At 45.0% G+C, this 15,876-nt stretch carries 13 protein-coding genes; 5 read left to right on the plus strand and 8 right to left on the minus strand.

Annotated elements, in window-relative coordinates; genetic code table 11:
• Positions 1 to 444: 444 nt before the first annotated feature.
• The 8 genes from yacG to nadC all read right to left on the minus strand — a co-directional run bounded on the left by yacG (position 445) and on the right by nadC (position 7,654).
• Positions 445 to 639, minus strand: coding sequence for a DNA gyrase inhibitor YacG (yacG, locus tag R7127_RS03710; RefSeq protein ID WP_017635922.1), 195 nt, complete (start codon positions 637 to 639; stop codon positions 445 to 447).
• 158 nt (positions 640 to 797) lie between these two features.
• Positions 798 to 1,538 (minus strand): cell division protein ZapD, encoded by a 741-nt coding sequence (gene zapD, locus R7127_RS03715; RefSeq protein WP_005373086.1) that lies wholly within the window; start codon positions 1,536 to 1,538, stop codon positions 798 to 800.
• A 27-nt stretch (positions 1,539 to 1,565) separates the two neighbouring features.
• Positions 1,566 to 2,180, minus strand: a complete 615-nt coding sequence (gene coaE / locus R7127_RS03720; protein ID WP_017635920.1) for a dephospho-CoA kinase — start codon at positions 2,178 to 2,180, stop codon at positions 1,566 to 1,568.
• A complete protein-coding gene (locus R7127_RS03725) occupies positions 2,181 to 3,050 on the minus strand; it encodes a prepilin peptidase (protein WP_025768182.1) in 870 nt (289 codons plus the stop codon).
• Positions 3,051 to 3,114: 64 nt separating this feature from the next.
• Positions 3,115 to 4,338, minus strand: a complete 1,224-nt coding sequence (locus tag R7127_RS03730; protein ID WP_262584474.1) for a type II secretion system F family protein — start codon at positions 4,336 to 4,338, stop codon at positions 3,115 to 3,117.
• 23 nt (positions 4,339 to 4,361) lie between these two features.
• Positions 4,362 to 6,047, minus strand: a complete 1,686-nt coding sequence (gene pilB / locus R7127_RS03735; RefSeq protein ID WP_206949411.1) for a type IV-A pilus assembly ATPase PilB — start codon at positions 6,045 to 6,047, stop codon at positions 4,362 to 4,364.
• A complete protein-coding gene (locus R7127_RS03740) occupies positions 6,047 to 6,505 on the minus strand; it encodes a pilin (protein ID WP_064368760.1) in 459 nt (152 codons plus the stop codon). Before R7127_RS03740 ends, pilB begins: the two co-directional genes overlap by 1 nt.
• Before the next feature lie 261 nt (positions 6,506 to 6,766).
• Positions 6,767 to 7,654: a carboxylating nicotinate-nucleotide diphosphorylase gene (gene nadC, locus R7127_RS03745; RefSeq protein WP_017820396.1), complete on the minus strand. Its 888-nt coding sequence runs from the start codon at positions 7,652 to 7,654 to the stop codon at positions 6,767 to 6,769.
• Positions 7,655 to 7,746: 92 nt separating this feature from the next.
• Here nadC and ampD point away from each other — a divergent pair, with 92 nt between their 5' ends.
• The 5 genes from ampD (at position 7,747) to lpdA (ending at position 15,795) form a co-directional block, all read left to right on the plus strand.
• Entirely contained in the window at positions 7,747 to 8,298 is a 552-nt protein-coding gene (gene ampD, locus R7127_RS03750) for a 1,6-anhydro-N-acetylmuramyl-L-alanine amidase AmpD (protein WP_042521337.1), read from the plus strand.
• Positions 8,299 to 8,703: 405 nt separating this feature from the next.
• Positions 8,704 to 9,471 carry a pyruvate dehydrogenase complex transcriptional repressor PdhR gene (gene pdhR / locus R7127_RS03755; protein ID WP_005379989.1) on the plus strand — a complete coding sequence of 256 codons (768 nt, stop codon included), beginning with the start codon at positions 8,704 to 8,706 and terminating at the stop codon, positions 9,469 to 9,471.
• Between the two features lie 48 nt (positions 9,472 to 9,519).
• A complete protein-coding gene (gene aceE / locus R7127_RS03760) occupies positions 9,520 to 12,183 on the plus strand; it encodes a pyruvate dehydrogenase (acetyl-transferring), homodimeric type (protein ID WP_005386612.1) in 2,664 nt (887 codons plus the stop codon).
• Positions 12,184 to 12,202: 19 nt separating this feature from the next.
• Positions 12,203 to 14,101 carry a pyruvate dehydrogenase complex dihydrolipoyllysine-residue acetyltransferase gene (gene aceF / locus R7127_RS03765; protein WP_005386611.1) on the plus strand — a complete coding sequence of 633 codons (1,899 nt, stop codon included), beginning with the start codon at positions 12,203 to 12,205 and terminating at the stop codon, positions 14,099 to 14,101.
• A gap of 266 nt (positions 14,102 to 14,367) precedes the next feature.
• Positions 14,368 to 15,795: a dihydrolipoyl dehydrogenase gene (lpdA, locus tag R7127_RS03770; RefSeq protein WP_005379993.1), complete on the plus strand. Its 1,428-nt coding sequence runs from the start codon at positions 14,368 to 14,370 to the stop codon at positions 15,793 to 15,795.
• Positions 15,796 to 15,876 lie beyond the last annotated feature (81 nt).

The following is a 15,876-nucleotide window of genomic DNA, read 5'->3' on the forward strand; positions in this document are numbered from 1 at the left end:
GAGTACCGTGGTTAAAATTCGTCATTCTGGACAGCGACGAAGGAGCGTGATTCAGAATCTACTAGTCGAGCATGCAATTGTTTACGTTGTTAGCTTCATCCTTGCTATGCGTAGATTCCTGATGCCGCTATGGCTCCTCGGAATGACAGGAAATGATGGTCAAAGATTATAGAGTACCGTGGTTAAAATTCGTCATTCTGGACAGCGACGAAGGAGCGTGATTCAGAATCTACTAGTCGAGCATGCAAGTGTTTAAGTTGTTAGCTTCATCCTTACTGTGAGTAGATTCCTGATGTCGCTATGGCTACTCGGAATGACGGAAAATGATGGTCAAAGATTATATAGCACCGAGGTTCAAATTCGTCATTCTGGACAGCGACGACGGAGCGTGATTCAGGTTCCCCAAGAAGGAACCTAGGGTATTCCTTTACCCTAGGTCTCAATTTAATACTGGTCTTCAGACCAGCCATCACTATCGGACATATCGGGTGCGCCTGGGATGGTGTTTTCTTCATCTGCCCATTCACCAAAATCAATCATTTGGCATTGTTTACTGCAGAAAGGGCGATGAGGACTTTGTTCTCCCCATTCTACGTCGGCGCCACATTGTGGACATTGAACGATGGTAACTTTAGACATAGTTGAGCGTCCCATTACTAATTGGTGTTAAAGGGTAGTATACCTAAACGAATTAAAGATGGCTTATTCAACGCGCTATTGCTGCTACGAAATTTTATCAAATATAAGCGCAATAAAGCGTTGAATTTTAGATTATGGAGGCGAGGCTAAGTGTCGTCTTAGCTGCACACAGCAAGTTCAAATTCAATATCTTGTGTGCACGCTTGACCGTTTTCAAACGACATGAACTTGATCGCAAAGCGGTTTTTATGGCCTGAAATCATAGGATACACGCCATATTCCATTGGGATGTGAAGTCTTAGAATGTTGGCTTCATCAGCGTCACTTTGGAAGAAACCTGCACGACCGATTTGAGCTTTGAAATGTCCGGTCTCTCTAGTGAGCTTTAACCATAACGAAAGCGCATCAGATAAGGGCTTTAAGCTTGCTTGCCACTGTTGTGCATCACGCTTTTTACGTTCAATAGGTAGATGAAGCCAGTAGTGTAATGCTGGCAGATCAAAACAGCATGAACCACCCGGTAGATTAAAGCGTTGACGGATAGAGCTTAGGAAGCGATCTTCTTTTAATGCTTGGCCAAAACGTTCTGCACCCATCAGTTGGCTATGAACGACATCTATCTCTTGTAGTAGGGTATTTAATGCGTCTTGATCGACGCCATCAACATTTAGCCAATGGCGGTACGACAGCCGTTGCTTCTCAAGATCTTTAGCCAGTTCACTTTTCAACTGGATCTGTTCGAAGATCTCAACCATATCGAATAACGCACGGAAAAACAGTTGATACTGATGATTTTCGCTAAACCCAGAGGCCAAGTGAGCCTGACGCAGCAGAGACTCCACTCTTAGATAAATACGAGTTTTCTCATTTAACGGATGTTCAAATTTGTGCGTGGTCATCGACATAAGCCTTTGTGAGTTTCGTTCCTATTTTCGCAGATTTTTCTTACACATGGCTAGGTACTTTTCGTGCAAATCTGTGATTTGAAGCAAAAGATCAGGGTCACTTGGATTATTCTTAACCACATCGTCTGCAAGCGCGAGCCTTTGCTCTCTTGATGCTTGAGAGGCAAGGATGGCGCGAACTTGATCTTCACTCACATTGTCTCGTTTCATCGTGCGAGATATCTGTGTATTCGGTTCTACATCGACGACAAGAACGCGATCACACAAACTATCTAGCTTGTTTTCTACGAGCAACGGCACCACAAGTAACGCATACTCTGAAGTGACTTGCTGCAAATCTTCGATCATCTTTTCACGAATTATCGGGTGCAACAGTGCGTTGAGCCATGCTTTTTCATCTGAATTCGAAAAGATTTTTTCTCTCAGCTTTGCGCGATCTAAAGTTTGGTCTTCACGAACGATATCGTGACCAAAGTGTTCAATAATCGCGTTTAGGCCGGGAGTACCTGGTTCGACAACTTCTCTTGCTACAATGTCGGCATCAACGATATCGATTTTAAATTGTTGTTTGAACAGATTCGCGACGGTTGTTTTTCCACTAGCGATACCACCTGTTAAACCAATAACCAAAGCCATTTACACTCCTAGAACTGAAGTAAAGTACCAGTTTAAAATCTGCTCGCCCCAAATTAAGCTTATCCAACCAGCAATTGCTAAGTAAGGACCGAAAGGGAAAGCTTTTTCAATTCCCTGCTTTTGCAAGCGTAGTTGAATGATGCCAAATACGATGCCAACCACAGAAGAAAGTAGAATGATCATCGGCAGTGACTGCCAGCCCAGCCAAGCCCCTAGTGCTGCTAGTAGTTTAAAATCACCATATCCCATTCCTTCTTTACCAGTAAGTAGCTTAAAGCCCCAGTAAACGGACCAGAGACATAGGTAACCAGCAATAGCACCAATGACAGAATCTTGTAGAGTAACAGGACTTATTTCGACTAATGCTAAGGCAATGCCAGCCCAAGTTAATGGTAATGTTAATTGGTCAGGTAACAACATAGTATCGAGATCGATAAATGTTGCAGCGATTAAGATAAAAGTGAAAAAGAGTAGTGCAACGGTAAAGTAACTAAAACCAAAGTGGTAAGCGACAAAGCCTGAGCAGAATGCAGTGAGCAGTTCAATCAGTGGATAGCGTGTGCTAATGGTTGTCTGACAGTTGTGACATTTGCCTTTTAAAAGCAGCCAGCTAATCACAGGAATGTTGTCGCGAATACGTATCGGTGTTGCGCATTTCTGGCAGGAGGAGCGTGGGACGCTCAAGGTCAGCACTTCTTTAGGAGGTTCTATTTTGTATTCAGGAAATGACTCGGCACATTCGCGTCGCCATTCTAGTTCCATGATTTTAGGTAGTCGATAAATAACCACATTGAGGAAGCTACCCACGATAAGACCGAAGATGGTGGCAAACACAACGAATAGCCAAGGGTAGTACTGGAATACTTCCATATTTGTCTCTTGAGCGATGAGTGAAATCAGCAAGATGCTGTTTTAAAGGAGTTAACAGCTCATTCTAGCCCAATACACTCATTAAGTTAAAGATTGGCAAGTACATTGCTGTCACTAATCCGCCAACAACGATACCTAAAAAAACGATAATTAGTGGCTCTAGAATTTTACTAAGGTTGTCGACGGTGTTGTCGACTTCAAACTCGTAGATTGTTGCAACTTTATTGAGCATATCGTCAAGTCGACCAGACTCTTCACCGATCATAACCATTTGTAACACCAATTCAGGGAACACATTACAGTTGCGCATGGCTACATACATTGGCATACCTGCGGCGGTATCACGGTAAACTTCTTCTATGGCGAGTTGATAGTGCAAGTTTCCTGATGTTTTTGATGTAGTTTTTAAACTGGTTAGAATTGGAATGCCCGCTGTAAAGCTTGTGGCGAGTGTTCGACTAAATTTGGCGATAGCGGCTTTTGATAATACAGGGCCCAGGACAGGAAATTTAAGCACAGAGCGGTTGAGCATTAAGCGAAAAGAATCTGAACGCTTAGAGAGGATTCTCGCCGAAATGAATAAACTAATGGAGCCTAGTGCGATAAACGGACACCAGTTTTGTGTCCAGGCGGAAAGATCTAATACTTGCCTGGTAAACCACGGTAAGTCAGCACCAAAACCAACAAACATTTTTTCAAACTCGGGAATGACTTTGGTGAGCATGATAAACGACACGCCTAACGCTACTAGCACTACCATCGCTGGGTAAATCAGAGCTTTGATCACTTTCGCACGGAGTTGTTCATTTTTTTCTCGGTAGGTGGCTAAGCGCTCGAACACTTCTGCTAAGTTACCGGATTGCTCACCTGTGGCGATAAGATCGGTATAGAGTGGGTCAAAGTGTTCACTTGCAGTGCGCATGGCTTTTGACATGGGCGTCCCCGCTTCAACGGCGCGTGTCACGCTCATCAAAATGGATTTCATCTCTGCTTTTTTATGATTTTCTGAGACCAATTTTAAAGCCTGAACTAAGGGTACACCGGTTATCAACATCGTCGAAATCTGACGGGTAAACACCGTGATGTCTCTGGCTTTCACGCGATGGCTGAGTTTAGTGAGAAACGAGATACTGCTTTTCTTTAACTTCTTGATCTTGATGTGCTGTGCGTCTAGACGCTCGCGTACTTCAATTTCTGTCATCGCGAGGGTTTGTCCAGACGTCTTTTTGCCAGAACTGTTGATGCCTTTCCAGCGGAAGTTTTTAAGTTGTGGTGTAGTGCTTTTCATAGAGGTGACTGCTGATTAAAGGATTAAAAATAAAGTACGCGCTGTAGTTCACTAAAACTTGTGATCCCTTGTTTGAGTTTTTCTATGCCCGACATTTGTAACGTGCTCATACCATTTGCGATGGCGAGTTTTTCTAGTTCATGTACCGAGGCACCTTTAATAAGCGCTTCGGAAAGAAATTCATCAAAGCGCATCACTTCATAAATCCCCGTTCGGCCGGAATAACCATGGGTACACTCATTGCATCCATCGGGATTGGCTTTAAAAATGTTGTCGCTTGCTTGAATTCCGAGATGTTGTAGCTGAACGGTAAGCTCTTGTGATTGTTTGCAGTGCGAGCACAGTTTACGGGCTAAGCGCTGGGCAATAATCAAACTAAGAGATGAGGCCAAGTTAAAGCTTTCTACGCCCATGTTTGATAAACGAATAACCGTTTCAGCCGCAGAATTGGTATGTAAGGTTGAAAGTACTAAGTGACCGGTTTGCGATGCTTTTATGGCTATTTCCGCAGTGTCTAAGTCACGAATCTCACCGACCATTACCACATCGGGGTCTTGACGCAAGAAAGAGCGCAGGGCTTCGGCAAAACCAAAACCAATCTTAGGCTGAACTTGAACTTGGTTAATGCCCGATAAGTTAATTTCTACTGGGTCTTCTGCCGTGGAAATGTTGATTTCTGGCTTATTGAGGATACTCAGCCCAGTGTACAGAGATACGGTTTTTCCGCTCCCGGTTGGACCTGTCATCAGAATCATGCCTTGTGGGCGACGCAGCGCATCCAAGTACAATTGTTTTTGTTGTTCGCTATAACCAAGCTTGTCGATATCCAATGATGCAGAGCTGCTGTCGAGCAGTCGTAGTACAATTTTCTCTCCAAATAGAGTAGGCAGCGTGGATACACGCATATCAATTGCGGTGTCTTGATTCAACTTGAGCTTAATACGCCCATCTTGTGGTAAACGTCGCTCTGCAATATCAAGTTTAGAGAGGATTTTGATACGAGCGGATAAGCGGCGACTTAAGTGGCTTGGTGGCTGCTGTGTTTCAATTAAGATGCCATCACAGCGTAGGCGCACGCGGTACATCTTTTCATAAGGTTCAAAGTGGATATCGGATGCGCCTTTGCGCACAGCGTCCAGCAGAATTTGGTTTATGTAACGGCTGACGGGCGACTCGTCTTGGCTCAAGTCTTCAATGTTGTCGATTTCATCTGCGCCCACGTCAACCAGATTGGCTAACTCTTCTTGGTTGATCTCTTTTAACCCGGACTTCTCATGACTCAATGAACGACCATATAAGCGCCGAATCGCAGCGGTCAGTTCGCGAAAATCAGCCAGAACAAGTTCGACTTGCAAGCCTGTTGCAAAACGAAAGTCGTCTTCGGCTTGAAGATTGGTTGGATCGGCAACCGCGAGAATCAAAGTTGATGAGGTGCGATTAAGCGGCAGAGCGTTGTGCCGAGTGATCAAATCTCGCAAACCTAGTGTTTGGCATAACGAAGCGTATTCGTATTGATTGAGAGAAGCGCAAGAAAGCCCGAAAACAGAGCTTAGGTGCTCCGTTAATTCATGAGATTGAAAAAAGCCAGAATTGAGCAAAGCCTCCGGCATTGATTTACCAGAAGCTTTAGCTTGCTCAAGTAACAGTTCTTCTTGGGAAAAAGTCAGTATCCCTGCTTGGCGAAGAACTGTTGAGAGGTTGGTTAGCATTAGTTACCAGAACAATCTATGCTACGTCCAGCGGTTGTACAGCCAGTACCTGTTAGGTCCCATTGTACAACACCATTACCAATCTGAGGGGTCAATGTTAAAGTCAGGTTAGCACCTTGATCATCAACACCGGTAGTGGTCATGGTGATAATGCCATTTGTAACCGCTAACTCGTCCACATAAGCAATGGTCGCACCAGCGTTATTTGCTGCAATTGCTGCTGGGATGTCATTGGCGGCGTTGTTGCAACCGTTAAGCTGGCCACGCTCTTGAGCACACATGGCAATGGCTGTTTTAAAGCCACTGATCCCTGCTGCTGCACCCGCAACACGAGTTCGTTGTGTGTAGTCTGAGTAGGCAGGCACGGCAAATGCAGCCAAAATACCGATAATCGCCACCACAATCATCAATTCAATCAGAGTAAAACCCTGTTGTTTTTTATGTTTACTGTTTTTCATTTTTAACCCTTTCTTAAAAATTAATAATGCTCTTGCATTAGCGAAAGATTATGGAGAGTTAAGGTGGGTTGAAAATGGGGAAGAGATGGGCTCTCGAGTGAGATAAAACTCTTTGGTAAAAAGTTGCATATCGCATGCAGAGTTTTGCGAGTAGTACTATTTTTTTAGTGGATAAAAAGAAAGGGCCAATTGGCCCTTTTAAATGATGAGTTACTCACAACTCACTGAGTTAGTTGAAGTAATTTAGATTTGTTGCTTTTATTATTTGAAGCGCATCGAAAGATCCATCGCTTTTAAATGCTTAGTCAACGCGCCTACCGAAATGTAATCGACACCGGTTTCTGCGTATTCTGCGATGGTCTCTAGCGTAATGTTGCCGGAGTTTTCTAAAGCGGCACGACCTGCGTTAATCGCTACGGCTTCACGCATCATTTCTTTTGTGAAGTTATCGAGCATGATGATGTCGGCACCAGCCTCTATCGCTTGTTTCAACTCTTCTAAGCTTTCCGTTTCGACTTCTACCGGTTTGCCTGGGTTGAGCTCTTTCGCTTTTTGGATAGCTTGAGTGATGCCACCACAAGCAATAATGTGATTTTCTTTAATAAGGTAAGCGTCGAACACACCGATGCGATGGTTAAAGCCACCACCGCAGGTCACGGCGTATTTTAGTGCGCTACGCAGACCAGGAATGGTTTTGCGTGTGTCTAGTAGACGGCACTCAGTATGCGCGATTTTTTCAGCGTACTCTGCGGTAACTGTTGCGCAGCCAGACAGCGTTTGGATGAAATTCATTGCGTTACGCTCACCAGTCAACAGGTCACGAGCAGGGCCTGTCAGCGTGCAAAGGGTTTGGTTAGGTTTGACCTTATCGCCGTCCTTTACGTGCCATTCAATGCTGACCTTGCCACCGAGCTGTTTAAAAACTTCATCAGCCCATGCTTGACCACAGAACACACCATGCTCACGAGTAATAATCGTTGCGGTATTAACCGCATCGGCAGGGATCAAAGATGCAGTAATGTCATTATCTGCGTCGACACTGCCACCTAGATCTTCTTTTAAGGTATCAGCGACAGAGCGAGTGATCTCTAAAGGGAGTTGTTGTTTAAGGTATTCTAGGCGTTCTTGAATGTTGTGTGTGTTCTTCATCGCAAATCTTGTCTTGAAAGGGAGATGGCAACGAATGATACTCTCCGGTGTCAATAATTTCAGCAGTTAATTTGCAAAGTAGAGAGGTTGATATGCGCCCAATTATCGAGAATGGCTGGCTGACACAAGCAAAGCATGTTCCGTCACCATTTTTTGATGCCCGCTCTGATATAAACGACATCTCTCTGCTGGTGGTACACAATATCAGTTTGCCTCCTGGTCAGTTTGGTGGACCATATATAGAGGACTTCTTCACTGGCAAGCTAGACCCAAATGAACATCCATTTTTTGAAGTCATTCACAAAATGGGCGTTTCTGCACATTGCTTGATTAAAAGAAACGGCGAGGTTGTTCAATTTGTTTCTTTTCTTGATAGAGCATGGCATGCCGGTCAATCCAGTTTCGCAGGCAGGGAGCGTTGTAATGACTATTCCATTGGTATCGAGCTTGAAGGGACAGAATTTACTGCCTACACAGAAGCGCAATATCAATCACTTGCAGAGATCACTGAGGTGATTATGCAGTCTTATCCTCAAATCACCCCGCCACGAATTACCGGTCATCAATATATTGCGCCCTTGAGAAAAAGCGATCCTGGTCTAAGCTTTGATTGGGTGAAATATAGACTGCTTATACAGCGTTGATTTGTAGCGAAAGTGTAAATTCAAAAAAGCGAAATAAATAAGGCATACGATCAGGTATGCCTTTTTTTGATACCAGAAATATTAATGATTGTTAAAAGTTAACTACATTTTTACGCTCGCACATGCCGTTTTGGTGAATAAATAGACTGATAATTTTGTCATTTTCTGTATTTCTTTTCCAAAACTGCTAGCACGTCGACTTCCCATTTGTATGCTTTATGTAATTGGTCATACCAATTCTATTGCTGTTTTAACAGTCGATTGTTATCAGAGTGTTGGAAGTAAGCTCGTTCTATGATTTAGGTCAATTTTCGGCTGGACAGTGGCGTTTTAATTATGTTAATTTCTGCACCAACTTAAAATTGGTATTACCAATTACCTGCAAGAGTAGAAGAACAATAAATTATGGCTTATCAAAGGATTCGTCAGCCAAAACTCTCTGATGTTATAGAACAAGAGTTAGAAAGGTTGATAGTGGAAGGAACATTGTCTCCGGGGCAACAACTGCCTCCAGAGCGTGAACTGGCAAAACAGTTCGATGTGTCTCGTCCTTCAGTCCGAGAAGCCATTCAACGCTTGGAAGCGAAGCGTTTGTTGACTCGTCGCCAAGGTGGCGGAACATTCGTAAGTGAGAATATCTGGAAGAGCTTTTCAGATCCCTTGTTGAATTTGTTGTCTAGTCATTCTGAAACCCAGCTTGATGTGCTTGAGTCTCGTCATGCGATGGAAGGAATTTCAGCCTACTTTGCAGCTTTACGTGGTACCGAAGAAGATTTTGCGCGTATTCAAGGTTGCCTTGAGCGCATTAGCCAAGAGCAAGCAAACAACGATATCGAAGCTGAATCTGCGGAAGTGATGCAATTTTTGATCGCTTTGACAGAAGCCGCGCACAACGTGGTTTTGTTGCACATTGTTCGAAGCTTAGCACCTTTGCTTGAGCAAAATATTCTACAAAATTTTAAATTACTACGTCGCCGCCCAGAAGCGGTCGAGAAAGTCAGTAAACACCGAGCCAATATCGTGGATGCGATTGTTTCTGGTCAGCCTGAAAAGGCGCGAGAAATGTCCCACTCGCACTTGGCTTACATCGAAGAAACATTGTTGGATTTGACTCGAGAAGAGTCTCGACGAGAGCGTTCTCTACGTCGAATTCAGCAGGGTAATGACTCGTAAGAGCGTTACTTAAATAAGTAGATCCAACCAACAGAAGGATAGATCGCCATGTCTGATATGAAGCATGACGTAGATGCACTGGAAACTCAAGAATGGCTACAAGCGCTTGAGTCAGTTGTACGTGAAGAAGGTCTAGAGCGTGCTCAATTCCTATTAGAGCAAGTTCTAGATAAAGCACGTCTAGACGGTGTTGATATGCCAACAGGTATCACAACTAACTACATCAACACGATTCCTGCAGACCAAGAACCAGCATACCCAGGTGACACAACACTTGAGCGTCGTATTCGCTCAATTATTCGTTGGAACGCTATCATGATCGTTCTACGTGCATCTAAGAAAGACCTAGAGCTAGGCGGCCACATGGCGTCTTTCCAGTCTTCTGCTGCGTTCTACGAGACATGTTTCAACCACTTCTTCCGTGCACCAAACGAGAAGGATGGTGGCGACCTAGTTTACTACCAAGGTCACATTTCACCAGGTATCTACTCACGTGCATTCGTTGAAGGTCGTCTAACTGAAGAGCAGCTAGACAACTTCCGTCAAGAAGTAGACGGAAAAGGTATTCCTTCATACCCGCACCCTAAACTGATGCCTGAATTCTGGCAGTTCCCGACAGTATCGATGGGCCTAGGTCCAATCGCTTCTATCTACCAAGCTCGTTTCCTTAAGTACCTAGAAGGCCGTGGTCTTAAAGATACTTCAGAGCAGCGCGTTTACGCGTTCCTAGGTGACGGTGAGATGGATGAGCCAGAATCACGTGGTGCTATCTCTTTCGCTGCGCGTGAGAAACTAGACAACCTATGTTTCCTAATCAACTGTAACCTACAGCGTCTAGATGGCCCTGTAATGGGTAACGGTAAGATCATTCAAGAACTTGAAGGTCTGTTCAAAGGTGCTGGTTGGAACGTAGTGAAGGTAATCTGGGGTAACAACTGGGATTCACTACTAGCTAAAGATACGACTGGTAAGCTTCTACAGCTTATGAATGAAACGATCGACGGCGACTACCAAACATTCAAATCAAAAGATGGCGCGTACGTACGTGAGCACTTCTTTGGTAAGTACCCAGAGACAGCTGCACTTGTTGCTGACATGACTGACGACGAAATCTTCGCACTTAAGCGTGGTGGTCACGAGTCTTCTAAGCTATACGCGGCATACAAAAACGCGGCAGAAACTAAAGGTCGTCCAACAGTAATCCTAGCTAAGACTGTTAAAGGTTACGGCATGGGTGAAGCGGCTGAAGGTAAGAACATCGCGCACCAAGTTAAGAAGATGGACATGACTCACGTACTACACCTACGTGATCGTCTAGGTCTTCAAGACATCCTAACTGACGAAGCAGTGAAAGAGCTTCCGTACCTGAAACTTGAAGAAGGTTCAAAAGAGTACGAATACCTACACGCTCGTCGTAAAGCGCTACACGGCTACACGCCACAGCGTCTACCAAAATTCACTCAAGAATTCATCGTTCCTGAGCTAGAAGAATTCAAGCCACTACTAGAAGAACAGAAGCGTGATATCTCTTCTACTATGGCATTCGTACGTGCGCTAAACGTTCTACTTAAGAACAAGAACATTGGTAAGAACATCGTTCCTATCATTGCTGACGAAGCACGTACATTCGGTATGGAAGGTCTGTTCCGTCAAATCGGTATCTACAACCCGCACGGCCAAACTTACACACCAGAAGACCGTGGCGTTGTTTCTTACTACAAAGAAGCGACTTCAGGTCAGGTTCTACAAGAAGGTATCAACGAGCTAGGTGCTATGTCTTCATGGGTTGCTGCTGCGACTTCATACTCGACAAACGACCTACCAATGATCCCGTTCTACATCTACTACTCAATGTTCGGCTTCCAACGTGTTGGCGACATGGCGTGGATGGCTGGTGACCAACAAGCACGTGGTTTCCTACTAGGTGCAACTGCGGGTCGTACAACGTTGAACGGTGAAGGTCTACAGCACGAAGACGGCCACTCGCACATTTTGGCGGGTACGGTTCCTAACTGTATTTCTTACGACCCAACATTCGCGTACGAAGTAGCAGTAATCATGCAAGACGGTATCCGTCGCATGTACGGTCCAGAACAAGAAAACGTGTTCTACTACCTAACGCTAATGAACGAAAACTACGCAATGCCAGCAATGCCAGAAGGCGCTGAAGAAGGCATCCGTAAAGGTATCTACAAGCTAGAAACTTACACGGGCGACAAAGCGAAAGTTCAGCTAATGAGCTCTGGTACTATCATGAATGAAGTACGTAAAGCAGCTCAAATCCTAAGCGAAGATTACGGTGTTGCTTCTGATGTTTACTCTGTAACGTCATTCAACGAACTAACTCGCGATGGCCAAGATGCAGAGCGTTTCAACATGCTTCACCCAGAAGCGGAAGCGAAAGTACCTTACATCCAAACAGTAATGGGTACTGAACCTGCTATCGCAGCAACTGACTACATGAAGAACTACGCAGAGCAGGTTCGTGCATACATTCCTGCTGAGTCTTTCAAAGTTCTTGGTACTGATGGCTTCGGTCGTTCAGACAGCCGTGAAAACCTACGTCGTCACTTCGAAGTGAACGCAGGTTACGTAGTAGTAGCAGCGCTAACTGAACTAGCGAAACGTGGCGAAGTTGAGAAATCTGTAGTTGCAGAAGCAATTAAGAAATTCGACATCGACACAGAGAAAACAAACCCGCTATACGCTTAATTAAGAAGGTAGATAAGAAATGGCAATCGAAATTAATGTACCAGACATCGGTGCGGATGAGGTTGAAGTTACTGAGATTCTTGTAAGCGTTGGCGACAAGGTTGAAGAAGAGCAGTCTCTGATCACAGTTGAAGGCGATAAAGCTTCTATGGAAGTTCCTGCTTCTCAAGCGGGTATCGTTAAAGAAATCAAAGTTGCAGAAGGCGACAAGGTTTCTACTGGTTCTCTAATCATGATTTTCGAAGCCGAGGGTGCAGCTGACGCTGCACCTGCTCCTGCGGCAGAAGCAGCTCCAGCAGCAGCTCCAGCTCCAGCAGCAGCGGCAGAACTAAAAGAAGTTCACGTACCAGACATCGGTGGTGATGAAGTAGAAGTTACTGAAATCATGGTTGCCGTTGGCGACAGCATCGAAGAAGAGCAATCTCTTCTAACTGTTGAAGGCGACAAAGCTTCTATGGAAGTTCCAGCGCCATTCGCAGGTACTCTAAAAGAGATCAAAGTTGCAGCAGGCGATAAAGTATCGACTGGCTCACTTATCATGGTATTCGAAACAGCAGGTTCAGGCGCTCCAGCAGCACCAGCGGCAGCTGAAGCTCCTGCGGCAGCAGCTCCAGCAGCGTCTGCGGCAAAAGAAGTGAACGTTCCAGATATCGGCGGCGACGAAGTTGAAGTTACTGAGATCATGGTTGCGGTTGGCGACACAGTGGAAGAAGAGCAATCTCTAATCACTGTTGAAGGTGACAAAGCTTCTATGGAAGTTCCTGCACCATTCGCTGGCACAGTTAAAGAAATCAAGATTGCAGCTGGCGACAAAGTGTCTACTGGCTCACTAATCATGGTATTCGAAGTGGCGGGCGCAGCACCTGCTCCTGCAGCAGCTCCAGCTCCAGCTCAAGCGGCAGCACCTGCAGCTCCAGCTCCTAAAGCAGAAGCTCCAGCGGCAGCAGCTCCAGCAGCGACTGGCGATTTCAAAGAAAACGATGAGTACGCTCACGCGTCTCCAGTTGTTCGTCGTCTAGCGCGTGAATTTGGCGTTAATCTTTCTAAGGTTAAAGGTTCTGGTCGTAAGAGCCGTATCCTAAAAGAAGACGTTCAAGCTTACGTGAAAGATGCACTTAAGCGTCTTGAGTCTGGCGCAGGTGCAGCAGCATCTGGCAAAGGCGACGGCGCGGCTCTTGGTCTACTACCATGGCCAAAAGTGGACTTCAGCAAGTTTGGTGAGACAGAAGTTCAACCGCTATCTCGCATCAAGAAGATCTCTGGCGCAAACCTACACCGTAACTGGGTAATGATCCCGCACGTTACACAGTGGGATAACGCAGACATCACGGCTCTTGAAGCATTCCGTAAAGAGCAAAACGCGATTGAAGCGAAGAAAGACACTGGCATGAAGATCACACCACTTGTGTTCATCATGAAAGCGGTAGCTAAAGCGCTTGAAGCGTTCCCAGCGTTCAACTCTTCTCTATCAGAAGACGGTGAGAGCCTAATTCTGAAGAAATACGTGAATGTTGGTATCGCGGTAGATACACCAAACGGTCTAGTTGTTCCTGTATTTAAAGACGTGAACAAGAAAGGCATCTACGAGCTATCTGAAGAGCTAATGGCGGTTTCTAAGAAAGCACGTGCAGGCAAGCTAACAGCGGCTGACATGCAAGGTGGCTGTTTCACTATCTCTAGCCTAGGCGGTATCGGCGGTACGGCGTTTACTCCAATCGTAAACGCGCCAGAAGTTGGTATCCTAGGTGTGTCTAAGTCAGAAATGAAACCGGTATGGAACGGTAAAGAGTTCGAACCGCGTCTACAACTTCCACTGTCTCTATCATACGACCACCGTGTGATCGATGGTGCTGAAGGTGCGCGCTTCATCACTTACCTAAACTCATGTCTATCTGACATTCGTCGTCTAGTTCTGTAATAGAAATTAGATGAATGAGAGGCGGCAACTTAGCCGCCTCTGCTAATCATAATTACCGACAATTTGGTTATCAGCCTTGCTTCGTTCAGGGTTTTCACAATCGAATTGTTGTCTAGCTCACAGGCTAAATTGATTTACTTTTCACACCATTAACATCTCTGTAAACTGTTAGCGGTCTGAAATAACTGTTTAAAACAAATCTCTCTTAAACATAAAAAATCGATACCCACTCAGCCTGTTAGGGATAATGACTACAAGAGGTCAAAATGAGCAAAGAAATTAAAGCCCAAGTTGTTGTACTTGGTTCTGGTCCTGCTGGTTACTCCGCTGCATTCCGTTGTGCGGACTTAGGTCTTGAAACTGTACTAGTTGAACGTTACAGCACGCTTGGCGGTGTATGTCTGAACGTGGGTTGTATCCCATCTAAAGCACTGCTTCACGTTTCTAAAGTAATTGAAGAAGCGAAAGCGATGGCTGACCACGGCGTTGTGTTCGGTGAGCCTCAAACAGACATCAGCAAAATCCGCATCTGGAAAGAAAAAGTTGTTAACCAACTAACTGGCGGCCTAAGCGGTATGGCTAAGATGCGTAACGTAACAGTAGTTAACGGTTACGGTAAGTTCACTGGCCCTAACTCTATCCTTGTAGAAGGCGAAGGTGAGCCAACAGTTGTTAACTTTGACAACGCAATCGTTGCGGCTGGTTCTCGTCCAATCAAACTGCCATTTATCCCGCATGAAGACCCACGTATTTGGGACTCTACTGACGCTCTTGAACTAAAAGAAGTGCCAGAAAAACTGCTTATCATGGGCGGTGGTATCATCGGTCTAGAAATGGGTACGGTTTACCACTCTCTAGGTTCTAAAGTTGAAGTTGTTGAAATGTTTGACCAGGTAATTCCTGCAGCAGACAAAGATATCGTGAAAGTATTTACTAAGCGTATCAAAGACAAGTTCAAGCTAATGCTAGAAACGAAAGTAACAGCAGTTGAAGCAAAAGAAGACGGTATCTACGTTTCAATGGAAGGCAAGAAAGCGCCAGCTGAAGCTGAGCGTTACGATGCGGTTCTAGTTGCTATCGGTCGTGTACCAAATGGTAAGCTAATCGACGGTGAAAAAGCGGGTCTAGAAATTGACGAGCGTGGCTTCATCAACGTTGATAAGCAAATGCGTACTAACGTTCCTCACATCTTCGCGATCGGTGATATCGTTGGTCAACCAATGCTTGCTCACAAAGGTGTACATGAAGGTCACGTAGCTGCTGAAGTTATCTCTGGTAAGAAGCACTACTTCGACCCTAAAGTTATCCCTTCAATTGCGTACACTGAGCCAGAAGTAGCTTGGGTTGGTAAGACTGAAAAAGAAGCGAAAGAAGAAGGCATCAAGTACGAAGTAGCAACATTCCCATGGGCAGCATCAGGTCGTGCAATCGCATCTGACTGTGCAGACGGTATGACTAAGCTAATCTTCGACAAAGAAACTCACCGCGTAATCGGTGGTGCTATCGTTGGTACTAACGGTGGTGAACTACTTGGTGAAATCGGCCTTGCAATTGAGATGGGCTGTGATGCAGAAGATATCGCTCTGACTATCCACGCTCACCCAACTCTACACGAGTCTGTAGGTCTAGCTGCTGAAGTATTTGAAGGTTCAATCACTGACCTGCCAAACAAAAAAGCAGTTAAGAAGAAGTAAGCTTTTTCTGACTGAATGATAGAAGCCGCTGCATTGCAGCGGTTTTTTTATGCTTGTTATATAGAAATATAAATGTGTGCT

This window comes from Vibrio sp. 1159, assembly GCF_033340395.1.
Classification (GTDB): Bacteria; Pseudomonadota; Gammaproteobacteria; order Enterobacterales; family Vibrionaceae; genus Vibrio; species Vibrio alginolyticus.